The organism is Micromonospora humida (assembly GCF_016901255.1).
Taxonomy (GTDB): domain Bacteria; phylum Actinomycetota; class Actinomycetes; order Mycobacteriales; family Micromonosporaceae; genus Micromonospora; species Micromonospora wenchangensis.
In genome coordinates, this window is sequence record NZ_JAFEUC010000004.1 from 386417 (window position 1) to 405137 (window position 18721).

14 protein-coding genes and 1 pseudogene are annotated in these 18721 nt (G+C 72.4%); 11 read left to right on the forward strand and 4 right to left on the reverse strand.

The genetic code is table 11. From position 1 onward, the window contains the following. The first annotated feature begins 21 nt into the window (after positions 1-21). Together JQX11_RS11440 and guaA are read left to right on the forward strand one after the other, a co-directional pair. Complete coding sequence (locus tag JQX11_RS11440) at positions 22-1722, forward strand: FAD-dependent oxidoreductase (protein WP_204924924.1); 1701 nt, start codon at positions 22-24, stop codon at positions 1720-1722. 77 nt (positions 1723-1799) lie between these two features. After that, positions 1800-3356, forward strand: a complete 1557-nt coding sequence (gene guaA / locus JQX11_RS11445; protein WP_204924925.1) for a glutamine-hydrolyzing GMP synthase — start codon at positions 1800-1802, stop codon at positions 3354-3356. A gap of 7 nt (positions 3357-3363) precedes the next feature. Here the strand turns inward: guaA and JQX11_RS11450 are convergent, their stop codons facing one another. Next, entirely contained in the window at positions 3364-3717 is a 354-nt protein-coding gene (locus JQX11_RS11450) for a PspC domain-containing protein (protein WP_204924926.1), read from the reverse strand. A gap of 144 nt (positions 3718-3861) precedes the next feature. Here JQX11_RS11450 and JQX11_RS11455 point away from each other — a divergent pair, with 144 nt between their 5' ends. From JQX11_RS11455 to JQX11_RS11465, 3 genes are all read left to right on the forward strand, one after another. After that, a complete protein-coding gene (locus tag JQX11_RS11455; RefSeq protein ID WP_088645791.1) occupies positions 3862-4812 on the forward strand; it encodes an NUDIX hydrolase in 951 nt (316 codons plus the stop codon). 114 nt (positions 4813-4926) lie between these two features. Then, a complete protein-coding gene (locus JQX11_RS11460) occupies positions 4927-5898 on the forward strand; it encodes an NUDIX hydrolase (protein WP_204924927.1) in 972 nt (323 codons plus the stop codon). A gap of 366 nt (positions 5899-6264) precedes the next feature. Continuing rightward, complete coding sequence (locus JQX11_RS11465; protein WP_204924928.1) at positions 6265-7194, forward strand: CDP-alcohol phosphatidyltransferase family protein; 930 nt, start codon at positions 6265-6267, stop codon at positions 7192-7194. Between the two features lie 66 nt (positions 7195-7260). Here JQX11_RS11465 and JQX11_RS11470 read toward each other — a convergent pair whose 3' ends face one another. The 3 genes and pseudogenes from JQX11_RS11470 to JQX11_RS11480 form a co-directional block, all read right to left on the reverse strand. Further along, a complete protein-coding gene (locus JQX11_RS11470; protein ID WP_204924929.1) occupies positions 7261-8508 on the reverse strand; it encodes a phosphatidylserine decarboxylase in 1248 nt (415 codons plus the stop codon). Between the two features lie 442 nt (positions 8509-8950). Continuing rightward, positions 8951-9196, reverse strand: a pseudogene (locus JQX11_RS11475) (hypothetical protein); the annotation flags it as partial. Continuing rightward, positions 9193-10773 (reverse strand): PspC domain-containing protein, encoded by a 1581-nt coding sequence (locus JQX11_RS11480; RefSeq protein ID WP_204924930.1) that lies wholly within the window; start codon positions 10771-10773, stop codon positions 9193-9195. The pseudogene JQX11_RS11475 and the gene JQX11_RS11480, both read right to left, overlap by 4 nt. A 168-nt stretch (positions 10774-10941) precedes the next feature. Here JQX11_RS11480 and JQX11_RS11485 point away from each other — a divergent pair, with 168 nt between their 5' ends. The 6 genes from JQX11_RS11485 to JQX11_RS11510 all read left to right on the forward strand — a co-directional run bounded on the left by JQX11_RS11485 (position 10942) and on the right by JQX11_RS11510 (position 18704). Then, entirely contained in the window at positions 10942-12210 is a 1269-nt protein-coding gene (locus tag JQX11_RS11485; RefSeq protein ID WP_204924931.1) for an ATP-binding protein, read from the forward strand. A gap of 1 nt (position 12211) precedes the next feature. Then, entirely contained in the window at positions 12212-12898 is a 687-nt protein-coding gene (locus JQX11_RS11490; RefSeq protein WP_204924932.1) for a response regulator, read from the forward strand. A gap of 169 nt (positions 12899-13067) precedes the next feature. After that, a complete protein-coding gene (locus tag JQX11_RS11495; RefSeq protein WP_232377633.1) occupies positions 13068-14261 on the forward strand; it encodes a thioester domain-containing protein in 1194 nt (397 codons plus the stop codon). A 673-nt stretch (positions 14262-14934) separates the two neighbouring features. Next, a complete protein-coding gene (locus tag JQX11_RS11500) occupies positions 14935-16575 on the forward strand; it encodes a peptide ABC transporter substrate-binding protein (protein WP_204924933.1) in 1641 nt (546 codons plus the stop codon). A gap of 155 nt (positions 16576-16730) precedes the next feature. Further along, entirely contained in the window at positions 16731-17657 is a 927-nt protein-coding gene (locus JQX11_RS11505; protein ID WP_204924934.1) for an ABC transporter permease, read from the forward strand. Between the two features lie 75 nt (positions 17658-17732). After that, the gene (locus JQX11_RS11510; RefSeq protein WP_204924935.1) at positions 17733-18704 is read left to right on the forward strand and encodes an ABC transporter permease; all 972 of its coding nucleotides are present in this window, start codon (positions 17733-17735) and stop codon (positions 18702-18704) included. The last annotated feature ends 17 nt before the right edge of the window (positions 18705-18721 follow it).

Below are 18721 nucleotides of genomic sequence, written 5' to 3' on the forward strand. Positions count from 1 at the left end.
CCCGCCGGTAATGATGCGGTCATGCGGTACGACGTGCTCGTCATCGGCTCCGGCTTCGGCGGCAGCGTCACCGCGCTGCGCCTGGCCGAGAAGGGCTACACCGTCGGTGTGCTGGAGGCGGGCCGGCGGTTCGCCGACGACGAGTTCCCGCAGACCTCCTGGCGGCTGCGCCGGTTCCTCTGGGCCCCCCGCCTGGGCTGCTACGGGCTGCAACGGATCACCCTGCTCCGCCCGGCCGCCCGGGGTGCCGCGAGCGGGGTGCTGGTGCTCTCCGGTGCCGGCGTCGGCGGTGGCTCCCTGGTCTACGCGAACACCCTCTACCAGCCACCGGACGCCTTCTACACCGATCCGCAGTGGCGTGACGTCACCGACTGGCGGGCGGAACTCGCCAGCCACTACGACCAGGCCGGACGGATGCTCGGGGTCACCCCGTACCCCCGGCACACCGGCGCGGACCGGGCGATGCGGGCGGTGGCCGAACGGATGGGGGTCGGGCACACCTTCGGTCCGACCCCGGTGGGGGTGCACCTCGGCCGCCCCGGGCAGCGGGTGGCGGACCCGTACTTCGGCGGGGCGGGGCCGGAGCGCACCGGCTGTACGCACTGCGGTTCGTGCATGACCGGCTGCCGGCACGGCGCCAAGAACACCCTGGTCAAGAACTACCTGTGGCTTGCCGAACGGCTCGGCGCGCGGGTCCACCCGCTGACCACGGTCACCGCCGTACGGCCGGCCGACGGCGGCGGCTACCTGGTGCACGCCGTGCGTACCGGTGCCTGGCTGCGGCGGCGTCGCCAGGTGTTCCACGCCGACCAGGTGGTCTTCGCGGCCGGCGCGCTCGGCACCCAGCGGCTGCTGCACGCGATGAAGCAGACCGGCGCGCTGCCGCACCTGTCGGACCGCCTCGGCGCGCTGACCCGGACGAACTCGGAGGCGATCCTCGGCGCGTCGGTCGACCGCCGGCAGGCCCGGCGGCGGGGGCTGGACTTCACCGACGGGGTGGCGATCACCAGCTCGTTCCATCCCGACCCGCAGACCCACGTCGAGCCGGTCCGCTACGGCCGGGGCGCGAACGCGATGGGGCTGCTCCAGTCGCTGCTCGTCGACGGCGGCCCGCACCGGGTGCGGCGCTGGCTGGGCGCGATCGTGCGGCACCCCCGGCTGGCCGCCCGGATGCTCTCGGTGCGGCACTGGTCCGAGCGGACGGTGATCGCCCTGGTGATGCAGTCGACTGACAACTCGCTGACCACCCGCTGGCAGCGGGGGCCGCTGGGCCGGCGGCGGCTGGTGTCCGGCCCCGGGCACGGCGCACCCCATCCGACCTGGATTCCGGCCGGCAACCGGGCGGTCCGGCTGCTCGCCGAGGAGATCGGCGGCACCCCGGGCGGGGCGCTCACCGAACCGTTCGACGTCCCGCTGACCGCGCACCTGCTCGGCGGGGCGGTGATCGGCGCCACCCCGGCCGACGGCGTGGTCGACCCCTGGCACCGGGTGTACGGCCACCCGGGGCTGCACGTGGTCGACGGGGCGGCGGTCTCGGCGAACCTCGGGGTGAACCCGTCGCTGACGATCACCGCGCAGGCGGAGCGGGCGATGTCGTACTGGCCGAACCGGGGGGAGGCGGATCCCCGGCCGCCGCTCGGGTCGGCGTACACCCGGGTGGCGGCGGTGCGTCCGCGGCACCCGGCGGTCCCGGCGGACGCCCCCGGCGCGCTGCGCGGCTGACCGGCGCTGACCGGGCGCGGCGCGCCGGGGGCGGCCCGTGCCGGGGGCGGGTGTGACTGTCGGTAGGCTTTGCCCACATGAGCACGCCTCGCCCCGTCCTCGTGGTGGACTTCGGAGCCCAGTACGCCCAGCTCATCGCGCGCCGGGTGCGCGAGGCGAAGGTCTATTCGGAGATCGTCCCGCACTCCATGCCGGTCGCCGAGATGCTGGCGAAGGACCCGGCCGCGATCATCCTGTCCGGCGGCCCGTCCAGTGTCTACGCCCCCGACGCCCCGCAGATCGACGCCGGGCTGTTCGACGCGGGCGTCCCCGTCTTCGGTATCTGCTACGGCTTCCAGGCGATGGCCCAGGCGCTCGGCGGCACGGTCGCCCGGACCGGCAACCGGGAGTACGGCGGCACCCCGCTGCGTCCCCGGCTGCTCGACCCGGGGGTGCTGCTGCGGGACCTGCCGGCGGACCTGCCGGTCTGGATGAGCCACGGCGACGCGGTGACCGAGGCCCCCGCCGGGTTCACGGTGACCGCCGAGTCGGCCGGCGCCCCGGTCGCCGCCTTCGAGGATCTGGCCGGCCGTCGGGCCGGTGTGCAGTTCCACCCCGAGGTGGGGCACACCGCGCAGGGGCAGGAGATGCTCCGCCGTTTCCTCTACGACATCGCCGGCATCGAGCCCACCTGGACCCCGCAGAACATCATCGACGAGCAGGTTGCCCGGATCCGGGCCCAGGTCGGGGACAAGGAGGTCATCTGCGGCCTGTCCGGCGGGGTGGACTCGGCGGTCGCCGCCGCGCTGGTCCACGAGGCGGTGGGCGACCAGCTCACCTGCGTCTTCGTCGACCACGGCCTGCTGCGCGCCGGTGAGGCCGAGCAGGTGGAGAAGGACTACGTGGCGGCCACCGGCATCAAGCTGAAGGTGGTCGACGCGGCCGACCGGTTCCTCGGCGCGCTGGCCGGGGTGACCGACCCGGAGCAGAAGCGGAAGATCATCGGCCGGGAGTTCATCCGGGTCTTCGAGGCCGCCGCCCGGGAGATCGCCGCCCACGGCGACGTCGAGTTCCTGGTGCAGGGCACCCTCTACCCGGACGTGGTCGAGTCCGGCGGCGGCACCGGCACCGCCAACATCAAGAGCCACCACAACGTCGGCGGGCTGCCGGAGGATCTGAAGTTCGCCCTGGTCGAGCCGCTGCGCACGCTGTTCAAGGACGAGGTCCGGGCGCTCGGGCTCCAGTTGGGCCTGCCCGAGGCGATGGTCTGGCGGCACCCGTTCCCGGGGCCGGGGCTGGCCATCCGGATCATCGGCGCGGTCGACCGGGAGCGGTTGGCGCTGCTGCGCCAGGCCGACCTGATCGCCCGGGAGGAGTTGACGGCCGCCGGCCTGGACCGGGGCGTCTGGCAGTTCCCGGTGGTGCTCCTGGCCGACGTGCGCAGCGTCGGGGTGCAGGGTGACGGGCGCAGCTACGGGCATCCCGTGGTGCTGCGCCCGGTCTCCAGCGAGGACGCGATGACCGCCGACTGGTCCCGGCTGCCCTACGAGGTGGTGGCCCGGATCTCCACCCGGATCACCAACGAGGTCGCCGAGGTCAACCGGGTGGTCCTGGACGTGACCAGCAAGCCGCCGGGCACCATCGAGTGGGAGTGAGCGGGGTTCAGCCGGCCGTCGGCGGGGCCGCCGGCGGCTGAGGCTGCCCTCCGGTCGCCGGCCAGGTGGCCGGCTCCGCCGGCGTCGGCCAGGTCGGCTGCGGCTGCGCCGTCGGGTCCGCCGGGTGTGGCCAGGCCGGCGCGCCGGCCGGCTCCTCGGGCATCAGGAACCACATGATCGGGTACGCCAGGGCGGCGACACCGCCGGTGAGCAGGGTCGCCACCGCGAACAGCACCCGGACCAGGGTGGGGTCGACGGCGAAGTAGCGGCCGATGCCGCTGGCGACGCCGGCCACCATGCGGTCGGTGGTCGGCCTGCGGAGTTGTTTGTACGGGGCGTGGGGGGTGCTCGTCGAGGTCATGTCTCCACGGTCCGCGCCGGCCGCCCCGTCGACCTCGGTGACCGCCCGGAGTCCTACCCTGATCGATCCCTGAGTGGCCAGCCCTGAGTCAGGAATCCGACTCTTTTCCGCGTCGGTAACGCGACCCGGGGAGAATTTGGCTCCGTGACCACCTTGCTGGAGCCGCTCCGCAGGATCGCGGCATATGCAGTCTGTGCAGATTCAGTCGGCCGAGTGTTGCTGGTCCGCGCATCGGAGCGCTCCGGCACCCCCGGCGTATGGTCCCTGCCCGGTGGGGCGGTCGACCACGGCGAGGACCCGAACCACACCGTCGTCCGGGAGACCGCCGCCGAGACGGGCCTCTCGGTCGCCGTCGCCGGCCTGGCGGACGTCCTGGCCGACATGCGCGCCCTGCCCGAGCGGGGCATCACCATCCACACCGACCGCCTGATCTACCAGGTGTCGGTACGTGGCGGCACCCTCACCGACCGGGTGGACCGCTCCACCGACCTGGCCCGCTGGTACACCCTCGACGAGGCACGGGAGCTGCCGCTGCGGGCCTTCACCGCCCGCGCGCTCGGGCTGCCGGCGTCCTCGGCCGACGTGGTCCCCGACGAGGCCCCCGAGTTCCCCTCGTTCTACGCCGTGCCCGGCCCGGACGGGCTGCACCGGGCGCAGCGCTTCGCCGCGTACGCGGTGGCCACCGACCCGGAGGGTCGGGTGCTGCTGACCCGGGTCTCCGACGGCTACCCGGGTGCGGGCTGCTGGCACCTGCCCGGCGGCGGCACCGACTACGGCGAGCAGCCGGGTGCGGCGCTGATCCGGGAACTGGTCGAGGAGACCGGGCAGACCGGCCGGCTGGTCGAGCTGCTCGGGGTGGCCAGCCACCGCGACGCCGCCTCGCTCGGCCCCGAGGGCTACCCGATCGACTGGCACGGCGTGCGGGCCTTCTACCGGGTGATGGTCGACCAGCCCGCCCCGCCGACCGTCACCGACGTGGGCGGCTCGACCTGCGAGGCCCGCTGGTTCGCCCGGGACGAGTTGGGCGCCCTGCCCACCGACCGGCTCACCGAGGTCACCGCCGAGGCGGTCCAGGCCGCCCGGCTCACCGCCTGACCTGCCCCGCCCGCCGGCGGCGTCGATGCGCCCACCGGTGGCCCGGCACGACGGCACCCGCCCCGCCCGGACGACCGCTAGCCTCATGATCGACGGCGGATCGGGGAGGGCGACGTGCAGGAGCGACGACGGATCGCGGCGCACGGCTGGTGTACGGACGAGGCGGGCCGGGTGCTGCTGGTACGCGGGCGGCGCGCCGCCGGCGACACCACCGGCGACCCGGCGTCCGATCCGGCGGCGGGGTTCTGGCGGCTGCCCGGGGGCACCGTGCGGCACGCGGAGCATCCGGCCGACACCGTGGTCCGCGAGTGCGCCGGGCAGTCCGGGCTGGCCGTCGCGGTCGCCGGGATACGCGCCGCCGTGGCCGACCTGACCGCTGCGGACCCGGCGGACCCCGCCGGGCCGGTGCACACCGACCGGTTGGTGTTCGACGTCACGATCCCCGGTGACCGGCCGGTGGCCGCAGGAGCGCCGCCGGCGGTGGCCGGCGGCGGTGACGGCCCCGGTGAGCTGGCCTGGTGCACCCCGCAGGAGGCGGCGACGCTGCCGCTGGTGCCGTTCACCGCCGACCTGCTCGGCCTGCCCGTCCCGCCGCCCGCCGGCCCACCACCCGGCGTGCCGGTCGAGCCGGTGGCGGCGGAGTCGGCCGACCGGCGGCAGCGGTTCGCCGCGTACGGGCTGGTCACCGATCCCGGCGGGCGGGTGCTGCTCACCATGATCGCGCCCGGCTATCCGGGTGCCGGACTCTGGCACCTGCCCGGCGGGGGGACCGATCACGGTGAGCAACCGGTCGACGGGCTGTTACGGGAGCTGGTGGAGGAATCGGGTCAGTCTGGTCGGGTGGACCGGCTGATTCTGGCCGACAATCTCCACAATCCGGGCGCGATGGGCCCCGAGGGGCGTCCGCTGGACTGGCACGGCGTGCGGGTGATCTACCGCGTGCTTGTCGATGAGCCGACCGAGCCGGTGGTGACCGAACAGGCCGGTGGATCGACGGCTAGCGCTGCCTGGTTTACGTATTCCCAGCTCAGCGGCTTGGAGATGACGGATGTCGCGGTTCTGGCGACCCGGTGGCCGGTCGGCTGACGGACGCTCGCCGAGCCGACCTGGTGGTGCTCCGGTAAAGTCGGCCCTGCGGTTGGCGAAGAAAACGGGCGATGAAGCCCGAAAAACGGACCCAGAAGTCCGAGATGGGAACAAGGCAGCGGTTTGCGCGGTTAACGAGGTTATAAGTACCGCCGGCAGCTATCGCCAACCACCACGCCGCTGTGCAATGGTGTACTCCGCTTAACGGCTGCCGGGCCAAGAGCGGTCCGGCACGAGACAGCCGGACACCCGCCCGCACGGGCGGCCAGCCAATCCGGTGATGGAGGAAACGTGCCGAGAGCCCCATGGCGCCGGCGTCGTACGACTGACAGTCCGCGCCCCGCAGGGCGTCGCTGGGCGGGCCGGTTGCGCCGCAGCAGCACATTCGCCCGCCAGGTACTGCTGGTCCGGGTGGGTCGCCGGGACGGTGACCAGCTCAACGGCACCGATCTGGTCCTTCCCGAGCACCGCGTCGACCGCCAGCGTCGCCGGTACGGCTTCGACCGTCGCGGTATCACCCTCGACCGCGCCGAGATCGAGGCGGTCGCCCCGGTCAGCCCGGTCCTGGGCCCCACCACCGGAGTCGACGAGTCGCCCGCGATGGCGATCCCGCTGCTCCCCGGCGCGCGTACCCCCGCCCGGCGGATGAAGTTCGCGCTGGTCAACGCCTGCACCCTGGCGAGCCTGGTGCTCGGCATCAACGCCATCTTCGTCGCCATGAACGGCCAGCCCCGCATCGCGGCCCTGCTGCTGATCGCCTGCGTCGCGTTCGACGGCCTCGACGGCGCGCTCGCCCGGAAGTTCGGCGTGGCCAGCCCGTTCGGCGCCCAGATGGACTCGCTGGCCGACATGTGCTCCTTCGGCCTGGCCGCCCCGGTGGTGGTCTACGCCTCGCTGGCCGGATCGGCCCCCACCGCCGCCGCGGCGGTCGCCGCAGCACTGGTCGCGTCGTGCGCCGCGATCAGGCTCGCCCGGTTCAACGTCTCGCCCAAGGACGGCCGGTTCTTCTGCGGCGTACCCACCACGATGGCGGCGGCCGTGCTCGCGCTCGGCGTGGCCATCGAACTGCCGCTGCCGGCCGCCGTGCAGATCGGCGGGGTGGCGCTGCTCGCCTTCACGATGGTCTCCAGCTTCCCGTACGCCAAGCTGGCCCGGCTGGTCAAGCTGCCGCCGTGGCTGTGGCTGGCCCCGGCCGTCGGTGCACTTGTCGACATCCGGCTCACCTTCGCCCTCGTGGTGGTGGGCTACCTGGTCAGCGGGCCGCTGCTCTGGCTGCACCAGCGCCGTACCGTCTGACCCGTCCAGCAGCTACACGACAGGGGCGCCGCGACCGCGGCGCCCCTGTTCCGTGTCGGTGCCGGCTCAGCTCCAGCGGGCGATGACCGAGGAACCGCCGACCACCTTGTCGCCGGGGCCGACCAGCGGGGCGGCGGCGTCGGCCGGCAGGTAGACGTCGGTCCGGGAGCCGAAGCGGATCAGCCCGAACCGCTCGCCCCGGGCCAGCAGCGCCCCCACCGGAGCCCGCTGCACGATCCGCCGGGCGATCAACCCGGTCCGCTGCGCCACCACCACCGTGCCGTGGGCGGTGTCCAACACCGTGTAGGCGGCGACGTTGTGCTCCGCGTCCGGCTTCATCGCGTTGACGAAGCCGCCGTCGGCGACGAAGTAGTCGACCACCTTGCCGGCCACCGGCGAGCGGTTGACGTGCACGTCCAGCACCGACAGGAAGACCGCGATCCGCAGCCACTCGCCGTCGCCGAACCGCTCGTCGTGCAGCCGTTGCACCGACAGCACCTGACCGTCGGCGGCGGCGACCACCGCGGACGGGTCCTCCGGCACGTCCCGCTGCGGGTCCCGGAAGAACGCGGCCACCGGTGCGGCGGCCAGCGCCGGCACCAGCCACAGCTTCGACTTCGGCCGGGCGACCCGGGCGACGGCGGCCAGGCCGAGCGCGATGCCTGCCGCGGCGACCCCGTTCGAGTCGATGTGCATGCCCCGGGTCAGCGGCACGCTCGACGGCCGGTACGCCGGGGCGAGCCGGGCGGCCGACGCGGCACTGGCCGGGGTGAACCGCAGGTGGTGCACCCGTACCGGCGGGGAGTTGCGGACCACCAGGTCGGAACGCACACCGTGCAGGACGCCCTGCCGGTCCAGCTCGGCGGCGGCCCCCTCGGTGCGGAACACCGGCGCGGCGACGCTGAGCACCGCGCCGTCGGTCAGGTACTTGGTGAGGCCGTCGACGGCGTCGCGGGTCTGCTCACCGGTGCCGGTGAACGGCTCGGCGGCGATGACCAGCTCGGCGGCGTCCGCCTCGGCCAGGGAGTCGACCACCCGTACCCGGTCGGCGACCCAGCGGCCCTGGGCCGTCACGTGGTCGCGCAGCGTGGCGGCGTCGGTCGTCGGGTCCGGCACGACGGTCAGCGTGTCGCCCGGCAGCAGCGCGTCGATCGCCGCGGCGAGGACCGCGGCCCCGGGGGCCGCACCCACCAGGAGGGCTGCCTTCGGGTCGTTGCGTCGGGCGAGTTCGGCGACGAGGGTACGGGCGGCACGCTCGCCGATGCGGACCGGACCGAACGGACCGGAGGGGCGCACGGCGGGGGACTGGGTCATGTCGGGCGGGCTCCTGACGGGGTAGACGGACGTCGCGGCGGGACCGCCTCGGGTGCCCGGACGAGGCGCACCCGGGCCGGTGCCGGGCCGCCTGGCGCGGCCACCGGCGGGGCTCGCCCGACGGAGGCGGGATCTCCCCGGCCAGCATACGAGCCGGCACGGGCCGCCCGCACCGGCGCGGTCAGCCCGGTGTCCGTGGTCAGGTGCCGGGCGGACCGGTGACCGGGTCGTCGGCCGGCCACCGGCGGGTGTCCCCGTCGCCGACCCGGGCCGGCTCGTCCTGCCCGGGTCGACGGTCCACCGCGCCCGGCTGTCCCGGCTCGTCCGCCGCGTCACCGAGGCGCAGTTCGGCGGTGTCCCGCCAGCCGGCCCGGTCGTCGGACCCACCCCCGGGACCGTCCGGCGGGCTGCCCGCCGGGCCGCTCACCGGCCGACCCGCCGGGTCGGCCGGGTCCGGCGTGGGGGCCGTGCCGCTGCCGGCGGCCGGCGGTACGGCGTCGGTGGTCCGCGCCGACCGCACCGCGCCGACCAGGCCGAGCAGCCCGATCAGTACCAGAGCGCCGGCCAGGAACCAGCCCACCGCCGGCAGTGCCAACCCGAGGATCTGGGCCAGCAGCCACCAGAGGGCGAGGCCGACGAAGAGCAGCCCGAAGACGAACGACACCAGGTCGGTGCGGTGGGCCTTCACCGGGACACCTCCAGGTTGCCGGCGTTGACCTGGACGGTGAGCCGCAGCGTGCCGCCGCCGGCCCCGTCCGGGCCCAGGTCGGTAATCTGCCGTGCCTGTCCCTCGAATCCGGCGCTACGTCGCCCGAACACGGTCGCCTCCCCGGCCTTGACGTTGGTCACCACGGTGACGTCCACGTTCGGCGGGACCACGATGGTGGCCGCCCCGAAGTTGACCACCACGGTGATGTCGGTGTCCTGCTTGTCGAAGTCCACCGCCCGCAGGTCCAGGGTGGTGTCGCCGAAGCTGTTCTCGTAGCGGTCGGCCAACTCCTGGTAGCTGGTCGGTGCCCAGGTGACCGCTCCGTCGACGCCCCGCACCCGGTCGTAGGACTCGGCGACGGTGGCGACGGCGAGCGCGGCGGCGGCGACCAGACCGAGGGCGATCAGCCAGCGGGCCCGCCCGAACCAGGTGCCCACCAGCAGGCCGAGCCCGATGGTGGCGAGCACCGCCGCGAAGTAGCCGGCCGCGCCGATCGGGAAGACGTCCAGCAGGTCCAGGATGGCCACCACGCCGAGGACCAGGAAGATCAGCGAGAAGGTCGCGGCACCCAGCGCCGAGCGTTCCTTCGGCTTCTTCGGCGGTTTGACCCGGGGCGCGGGCGGGGGCGGTGGCGGGCCCGCCTGGGCGTACGGGCCGTGCGGGGCGAACGGTGGCCGGTAGCCCGTACCGGGTGACGGCGGGACCACGACCGGTGCGGCGGCCGGTCGACCGGGCACCGGTGGGCGGGGCGGCCAGTTCGGCGCTTCCGCCCGGGTCCCGGTGATCTCCATCGGCCGGGCCGGCGGCCAGGGCGGCAGCGCGGCGGTCGGGCCCTGTGCGGGCCAGCCCGCCACCCCGCCGGTCCGGGGGGCCGCCGGGGCGCCGGCCGGGAACGGCACGGCGGGTGCGGGCGGGGTGAACGGCGCGGGCGCCGGGTAACCGACCGGGGGCACCGGTCCGGGCGGCCCGGCCGGTGCGGGGGCCGGAGCGGCGGCGGCGAAGCCGGACCGGCCGTCCCGGTTGAGCAGCAGCGCGCCGCCGATCAGGATCGCCGCGCCCAGCAGCACCGCCCGGAACGCGTCGGTGACGATGTAGCCGAAGCTGACCGCTACCAGGATGGTCAGCACGATCACGGTGATCGGGGACATGCTCGACCGGCCCCGCCCGAGCATCGACTCCAGCGGGGAGGCGCTGTCGCCCTCGCCCGGGATGATCAACCAGGCGGCCACGTAGACCAGGATGCCGACCCCGCCGAAGAACCCGAGCACGGCGAGCAGTACCCGCCACAGCACCGGGTCGGTGTTGGTGGCCCGGCCGATCGCCGCGCAGACCCCGGCGAGGTAGCGGCCGTCGCGGGGCCGGATCAGGCCGTACCGGGAGGTGAAGCTGGCCCCGCCGGACGGTGGGGGGTAGCCACCGGGCGGCGGTGGCGCGTCGTCGCCCCCCGTGGGCGACGCGGGCGCCGTGGGGTACGGCCCGGCGGCGGGACCGGGCGGTGGCGTACCACCCGGTGCGGCCACCGGAGGGTACGGCGGCGGGGCGGGGTCCTCGGTCATGACTCGATCCTGCGCCGTCGTCGGGCCGGGTTACCTCCGGAACCGACCCTGACCCCACCCTGAGATCCCGACGGGCGGATGTCGGGGGCGTCCCCGTGGTCGGCGGCGTCCCGGGCGTGTGACGATCGGATCGGCACCGTACCGCCAGGTGTCCGTCCACCACCCATCGTGACCAGGGAGCCTCCGATCAGCGTCGTGACCCCGCCGCCACCCCGCCTCTACCGGGCGCCCGAGCACCGGTTGGCCGCCGGGGTGGCCGCCGGCATCGCCGACCACCTCGGCATCTCGGTGCTACGGGTCCGCGTCGCGTTCATGGTGCTGCTCGGGCTCAGTGGCCTGGGCCTGCTGCTGTACGCGGCGTTCTGGGCGGTGGTGCCGCTGCGACCCGGCGACACCGCCACGCCGCCCCGCCGCGACCCCGGGCAGTTGCTGCCGTTCGTGGCGATCGGCCTCGGTGTGCTGCTGGTCCAGGTGATGCTCTTCGACTCGGTCGGCGCGGCGGGCACCGCCGGCTGGCTGGTGGCGATCATCGCGGTCGGCGCCGGGGTGATCTGGCACCAGTCCGCGCCGGAACGTCGTCGGCAGTGGAGCGGATCGATGCCGGTGCCGTGGCTCGGCGCGGTGGTGGAGGAGACCGACCGGCGGGCCCTCGTGCTCCGTTTCGCCGGTGGCGCGGTGCTGGTCGCCGTCGGCATCATCGGGGTGGCGGCGGTCTACTCGCCGGTGCAGAACCTCGACGCGGTGGTCAACGGCGTGATCTTCGCGCTGGTCGGGCTGGTCGGCGTCGGGGTGGTCGCCGCGCCGGTGCTCTGGCGGACGTGGAACCAGCTCCGCTCGGAACGGGAGGGGCGCATCCGCGAGCAGGAGCGTGCCGAACTGGCCGCCATGGTGCACGATCAGGTGCTGCACACCCTCGCCCTGATCCAGCGCAACGCCAGCGACGTCAAGACGGTGCAGCGCCTCGCCCGGGGCCAGGAGCGGTCGTTGCGCAACTGGCTCTACAAGCCGACCGCCTCGCCCACCGAGCGGTTCGCGGCGGCGCTGGAGCAGGCCGCCGCCGAGGTGGAGGACACCTTCGCGATCACCGTCGAGGCGGTGGTGGTGGGCGACCGGGAGACCGACGAACGGGTGGGCGCGCTGGTGGCGGCGGCCCGGGAGGCGCTGGTCAACGCGGCCCGGCATGCCGGGGTGCAGACGGTGTCGCTCTATGCCGAGGTCGAGCCGGAGCAGGTGAGCGTCTTCGTCCGGGACCGGGGCAAGGGCTTCGACCCGGATACCGTGGAGGATCACCGGCACGGGGTCCGAGGGTCGATCATCGGGCGGATGAAACGGCACGGTGGCCGGGCGGAGATCCGTTCCGAGCCCGGGGAGGGGACGGAGGTCCGGTTGATGCTGCCGATCACCGGCACCGGCTCCACGGCGGAAAGGGACAACTGAGATGGCGGAACAGTCGATGGAACCGGGGACGGGCACGCCGGAACGGGCGCAACGGTTGAAGGTCTTCCTGGTCGACGACCACGCCATGTTCCGGGCCGGGGTCCGGGCCGAACTGGGGGCGCACGTCGAGGTGGTGGGGGAGGCGAGCACGGTGGCCGAGGCGGTCGCCCGGATCGCCGCCACCGGGCCGGACGTGGTGCTGCTCGACGTCCACATGCCCGACGGCGGCGGACGGGCGGTGCTGGACGCGATGCGCCGCAGCCACCCGCAGGTGAAGTTCCTCGCGCTGAGCGTGTCCGACGCCGCCGAGGACGTGATCGGGCTGATCCGGGCGGGTGCCCGGGGCTACGTGACCAAGACCATCTCCCCGGACGAGCTGACCGACGCGATCCGCCGGGTGGCCGACGGGGACGCCGTGTTCAGTCCCCGGCTGGCCGGGTTCGTGCTGGACGCCTTCGCCGCCCGGCCGGATGCCCCGGTCGCGGACCCCGAGCTGGACCAGCTCACCAACCGCGAGCGCGAGGTGCTACGGCTGCTCGCCCGGGGGTACGCGTACAAGGAGATCGCCAAGGAGCTGTTCATCTCGATCAAGACGGTCGAGACGCACGTGTCGAACGTACTGCGCAAGCTCCAGATGTCCAACCGGTACGAGTTGTCCCGCTGGGCGGCGGACCGACGACTCGTCTGACACCTCCCATTCCGGGAGCATCACCCCAGGGCTGACAAGAGATCAATTCGTGTCGCATAATGCCCCGTCGTCTTCGTGCGTGCGGGTGGTGTCACGACCCCGCCCCGGCGACGACGCACACCGGCCCGCCGGGAGCGGGCCGACCCCTGGGGAGAGGTGCACGGAACTGATGTTCGGAGAACGAGGACGACGCTGGGCGGGTATCGCCACGGCGCTCGTCACCGGTGGGGCGCTGGTGCTCGCCGCAGCCGGTCCGGCCGCCGCCGAGCCGGCGACGAAGGGCGTGGCGCGGGCGGTGCCGGGCACCAGCGTCACGCTGAAGCTGGACGGTCGGGCGCAGAAGACCTCGGCGCTGGCCCTGGAGCTGAAAGACGGCACCGTGCCGGTCTTCTGCATCGACTTTCACACCCCGGTGGCCCGCAACGGCGAGTACGCCGAGGGCAGCTGGGACGAGTCGGAGGTGAAGAACCTCGGCCGGGTGCAGTGGGTGCTCACCCACGGCTACCCCAACGCCGACCGGGCGAAGCTGCTCGCCGCGGCCGGGGCGAGCCTGCCCGCCGGGCTGGCCGACTCCCGGCGCGACGCGCTGCTCTACTTCGGCACCCAGACGGCCGTCTGGCACTTCAGCGACGGCATCACCCTGGGCGACTGGGAGCGGGGGCTGACCGCCGCCGCCGAGTACGACGTGATCCGCCGGGTGCACGACTACCTGGTGCGCAACGCCACCGACCAGCCGGAGCCGAAGGCCGAGCTGAGCCTGGACCCGGCCTCGGCCACCGCGACCACGGGCGGGCGGGCGGGGCCGTTCACCGTGCACGGGCCGGCCGGGGAGATCGCGCTGAAGGTCGAGGGCGGCAGCGCCGTCGACGCCGAGGGGCGTCCGGTCGGCACGACCACCAACGGCGGCCGGTTCTGGCTGACCGCCACCACCGCCGGCCGGGTCACCGTGACGGTCTCCGCCCCGGACTCGGTCTCCTTCGGGCGGGTCTTCCTCTTCTCCGGCGGCAAGAACGCCAAGCAGAAGCTGATCCTGGGTGGCAGCACCGGCACCTCGGTCACCGCCGACGCGGCGGCGACCTTCGCCGCCGCTCCGGCCTCGCCGTCGCCGTCGGCCTCGCCGTCCGGGTCGCCGTCGCCGTCGCCGTCACCCTCGACGGCGTCCCCGTCGTCGTCGGCCCCGGCGGAGTCCTCGTCGCCGCCGGCCAGTCCGGCGCCGTCGACCTCGCCGGCCAGCAACGGCGGTGGCCTGCCGCTGACCGGGTCGCCGATCGCGCTGGCCGCCCTGGCCGGGATGGCGCTGCTCGCGTTCGGCGCGGTGGCCGTGCTGCTGGTCCGTCGCCGCCGGATCCGCTTCACCGTCTGAGGTACGGGTTTCTCCGGCCCCGGCACCGCAACGGTGCCGGGGCCGGCCCGTCTCCGCCGGCCCACCGGCCCACCGGTGGTGGGGACACCGTCGGCGGCGGGCACGGACCGGCGAACCGGTATCGTCGGCCGGCCGGGCGGGACTTGGCTCCGCCCGGCGGAAGTCACCATCATCCGGATGGTCGAAATCGGCCAACTCTCGGTCGACGTCGAACCGCCTCGACCGGACGGCGGGAAAGCTCACACTTGCTACTCGCCGGTCACTACCTGGTGGAGCGAAGTTGCTGTCTTTCCTGCTCAGAGCGGTACGACCAGGGCATCTCATGATCTTTTCTCAAGTATCGGCAACATGGCGGGCAACTAACGGCTTGATAACGGCACCTTCACGTAATGGGCCGGTGGGTGTCACAGTGGCAGCACCTCACCCCTGACGTGAGGCACCCGTGTGTCCCGGTCGACCACGTAACCGCTGCCCATGGCGCGGATCGTGGTCGTCGAGCCTGCCCGGGGGCCGAGTGCGGGAGTGCGGTGGCCCGGCGGATCGGTCCCCCTGGGGTGTCCCGATTTCTCTGCGGTAACCGGTGATCCGCAACACAGGATCGCCGTGCGGTGTCACCCCCCAACGTGCGTGAAACCCACGACGGAACCAGGTTAGAAAGAGGAGGCCCCTCGGAATGAGAGTCTCGAAGCGGGCGAGCGGCGCCATCGCGGTGGGTGCGGCGTTCGCGCTCATCGCGTCCGGCTGCTCCAGCGGCAACGACGACGAAGGCGGCAGCGCCAGCAGCTCGGACGGTGCCATCGTCGTCGACGGCACCGAGCCGGAGAACCCCCTGGTTCCGGCGAACACCACCGAGACCGGTGGCGGCAAGATCATCGACTGGCTCTGGACCGGCCTGGTCGAGTACCCGAACAACGGTGGCGCGCCGCAGAACGCGCTGGCCGAGTCGATCGAGACCAGCGACTCCAAGGTCTACAAGATCAAGATCAAGCAGAACACGAAGTTCCACGACGGCACCCCCGTCAAGGCCAAGAACTTCGTGGACGCCTGGAACTGGGGCGCGTACTCGCCGAACGGCGCGCAGAACGCCAGCTTCTTCGCCGACATCGCCGGCTTCGCCGACGTCAACACCTCCGACCCGGACGGCGACGGCCCGAAGAAGGCCCCCGAGCCCAAGGCCAAGGAGATGTCCGGCCTCAAGGTCGTCGACGACTGGAACTTCGAGGTCACGCTCGCCGCGCCGACCGCCGTGTTCCCGACCAAGCTCGGCTACAGCACCTTCATGCCGCTGCCGGACGCCTTCTTCTCGCAGGGCGCCGAGGCTTTCGGCAAGAAGCCGATCGGTAACGGCCCGGTCAGCTTCGTCTCGTGGGAGAACAACGTCGCGATCAAGCTGACGCGGTTCGACGACTACAACCTGCGCGACAAGATGAAGATCAAGGACGTCACCGTCAAGATCTACCAGGACGACACGGCGGCCTACAACGACCTGGTCTCCAACAACCTGGACTTCCAGCAGCAGGTTCCGGTCTCCTCGCTGGCCGGCGACAAGTGGAAGGCCGACCTGGCCGACCGGGCGATCCCGTCGACCACGCCGTCCACCGGCATCATCGCGTTCCCGATCTACGACAAGCGCTTCCAGAACCCGAAGCTGCGCAAGGCGATCTCGCTGTCGATCAACCGGCAGGAGATCACCGACAAGATCTTCTTCGGTAACCGCAAGCCGGCCGACAGCTGGGCCAACCCGCTGACCCCGGGTGCCAAGCCGGGCAACTGCACCGCCTGCCAGTTCAAGCCGGACGAGGCCAAGCAGCTCCTGACCGAGGCCGGCGGCTTCACCGGGCAGCTGAAGATGTACTACAACGCCGACGCCAGCCACAAGGACTGGATGGAGGCCGTCGCCGGGCAGATCAAGAACACCCTGGGTATCGACGCGGTCGCCGTCGGTGTGCCGACCTTCGCGGTCTTCCGGCAGAACATCAACGCCCACAAGATGGACGGCGCCTACCGCGCCGGTTGGCAGCAGGACTACCCGGACGTCGAGAACTGGATCAACCCGCTCTACGTGACCGGTGGCTCCTCGAACGACGGTCTCTACAGCAACCCCGAGGTGGACGCCCTGTCCAAGCAGGCCAGCTCCGCCCCGAGCCTGGAGGCCTCGCACGAGCTGTTCGCCAAGGCGGTCGAGAAGATCGACCAGGACGTTCCGTCGATGCCGATCTACTTCGGTGGCCAGCAGTCCGGTCACTCCGAGAAGATCAAGAAGATGGAGCTGACCAACGTCGGCGAGCTCGACATCACCTCCGTCGAGCTCTGATCCGAACGGTCTGACCCCGGGTCGGGCTCGCCTACCGGTGAGCCCGACCCGGGGCCGTTCCGCGAGTGGGTGCACCCCACCCCTCGCCACGTTGTCGCCACCCGTGTCGGCCGCACCCCCGCCCCCGGCACACCCCTTGTCAGGAGGACCACCCCATGGGCCGTTATCTGGTGAGACGGCTGCTCCAACTCGTCCCGGTGTTCATCGGGACGACGCTGATGATCTACCTGCTGGTGTGGAAGGTCCCCGGGGACCCGTTCGCCGGCAAGTGCGGTGACCGTGGCTGCCCGGACAACTACCGGGCCATGATGACCGAGAAGTTCCAGCTGGATCAGCCCTGGTTCGTGCAGTACGCCACCTACATGAAGAACCTCCTGCAAGGCGACTTCGGGACCACCTGGTCGGGGCGCGACGTCGGCGAGATCATCGCCACCGCGTACCCGAACACCCTCAAGCTGGCCCTGGTGGCCCTGGCCATCGAGGGTGTCATCGGTCTCACCGCCGGTGTGCTCACCGGCCTGCGCCGCAACGGCTTCCTGGACAACCTGGTCCTGGTCTCCACGCTCTTCCTGATCGCGCTGCCGGTCTTCGTGGTCGGCTTCGTGCTCCAGTGGTTCTTCGGCGTGAAGCTGGGCATCGTCAAGCCGACCGTCTCCAACGAGATGCGGATCACCGAACTGCTCCTACCGGGCTTCGTGCTGGGCAGCGCGTCGATGGCGTACATCGCCCGGGTGTCACGCACCAGCATCGCGGAGAACCGCCGTGCCGACTACGTGCGTACCGCGATCGCCAAGGGGCTGCCGATGCGCCGGGTGGTCGGTATCCACCTGCTGCGCAACTCGCTGATCCCGGTGGTTACCCTGCTCGGCACCGACCTCGGCGCGCTGATGGGTGGCGCGATCATCACCGAGGGCATCTTCGGCATCAACGGCATCGGCCGCACCGTGCTGCGGGCGATCGTCACCAAGGAGAGCGCTACCGTTGTCTCCATCGTGGTCGTGCTGGTGCTCGTCTACCTGGTGATGAATCTGCTGGTGGACCTGCTCTACGCCGCGTTGGACCCGAGGATCCGCTATGAGTGAGCGCAGCAGCGAACGAATCGTCATTGCAGTGTGCGCGGGCAACCAGGCCGGCGCCGAGCGCAGCGAGGTGCAGGCATGAGCGACCCGAGTGCCGCTTCGATCGTGAGCACGCCCCGTCCCGAGCAGTTGACCGAGGCAAGTTCCCCGGCCACCGCAGGCCCGGCGGGCAAGAAGGAGAAGCCGCGCAGCCTGCTCGGCGACGCCTGGATCGACCTGCGTCGCAAGCCGCTGTTCTGGATCTCCGCCATCTTCATCGTGCTCTTCGTGGTGATGTCGGCCTTCCCGTCGTTGTTCACCTCCGGTGACCCGACTGCCACCGCGCTCTCCCGCAGCCGGGTCGAGCCCTCCGGCGACGCGTGGTTCGGCTACGACGTGCTCGGGCGGGACGTCTACGCCCGGGTGATCTACGGCGCCAACGCCTCGATCGTGGTCTCGCTGCTCTCCACGATCGGCACCCTGCTGATCGGTGGGACGGTCGGCGTCATCGCGGGCTACAAAGGCGGCTGGATCGACGGCCTGCTCTCCCGGATCACCGACATCTTCTTCGGCCTGCCGTTCGTGCTCGGCGCGATCGTCATCCTCACCACGTTCAACGGTGCCGGCTCCAACAACGGCGAGTGGGAGATCAAGTTCCTGGTGATCGGCTCGCTGGTGCTGCTGAGCTGGCCGGTGGTGATGCGGCTGATGCGTTCCTCGGTGCTCGCCACCAAGGAGGCCGACTACATCGTGGCGGCCCGCGCGATGGGTGCCAGCACCGGTCGGATCATCTTCAAGCACCTGCTGCCGAACTGCCTGGCCCCGCTGCTGGTCTACGGGACGATCATGATCGGCTCCTTCATCGGCGCCGAGGCCACCCTCTCCTTCCTGGGTATCGGCCTGCAGAGCCCGGTGGTCTCCTGGGGCATCATGATCAATGAAGCGCAGAACTACCTCCGGGTCTCGCCCTTCCTGCTCTTCTTCCCCTCCGCGTTCCTCGTCACCGCCGTGCTGAGCTTCGTCATGCTCGGCGAGGCGGTCCGCGAGGCCCTCGACCCGAAGCTCCGATAGGGGAGACTGAGTTGTCC

Coding starts and splice junctions, on each gene's coding strand:
- JQX11_RS11450 (WP_204924926.1), bottom strand. CDS start 3,717: ATGACCTCGACGAGCACCCCCCACGCCCCGTACAAACAACTCCGCAGG.
- JQX11_RS11440 (WP_204924924.1), top strand. CDS start 22: ATGCGGTACGACGTGCTCGTCATCGGCTCCGGCTTCGGCGGCAGCGTC.
- JQX11_RS11490 (WP_204924932.1), top strand. CDS start 12,212: ATGGCGGAACAGTCGATGGAACCGGGGACGGGCACGCCGGAACGGGCG.
- JQX11_RS11500 (WP_204924933.1), top strand. CDS start 14,935: ATGAGAGTCTCGAAGCGGGCGAGCGGCGCCATCGCGGTGGGTGCGGCG.
- JQX11_RS11505 (WP_204924934.1), top strand. CDS start 16,731: ATGGGCCGTTATCTGGTGAGACGGCTGCTCCAACTCGTCCCGGTGTTC.
- JQX11_RS11470 (WP_204924929.1), bottom strand. CDS start 8,508: ATGACCCAGTCCCCCGCCGTGCGCCCCTCCGGTCCGTTCGGTCCGGTC.
- JQX11_RS11480 (WP_204924930.1), bottom strand. CDS start 10,773: ATGACCGAGGACCCCGCCCCGCCGCCGTACCCTCCGGTGGCCGCACCG.
- JQX11_RS11510 (WP_204924935.1), top strand. CDS start 17,733: ATGAGCGACCCGAGTGCCGCTTCGATCGTGAGCACGCCCCGTCCCGAG.
- JQX11_RS11495 (WP_232377633.1), top strand. CDS start 13,068: ATGTTCGGAGAACGAGGACGACGCTGGGCGGGTATCGCCACGGCGCTC.
- guaA (WP_204924925.1), top strand. CDS start 1,800: ATGAGCACGCCTCGCCCCGTCCTCGTGGTGGACTTCGGAGCCCAGTAC.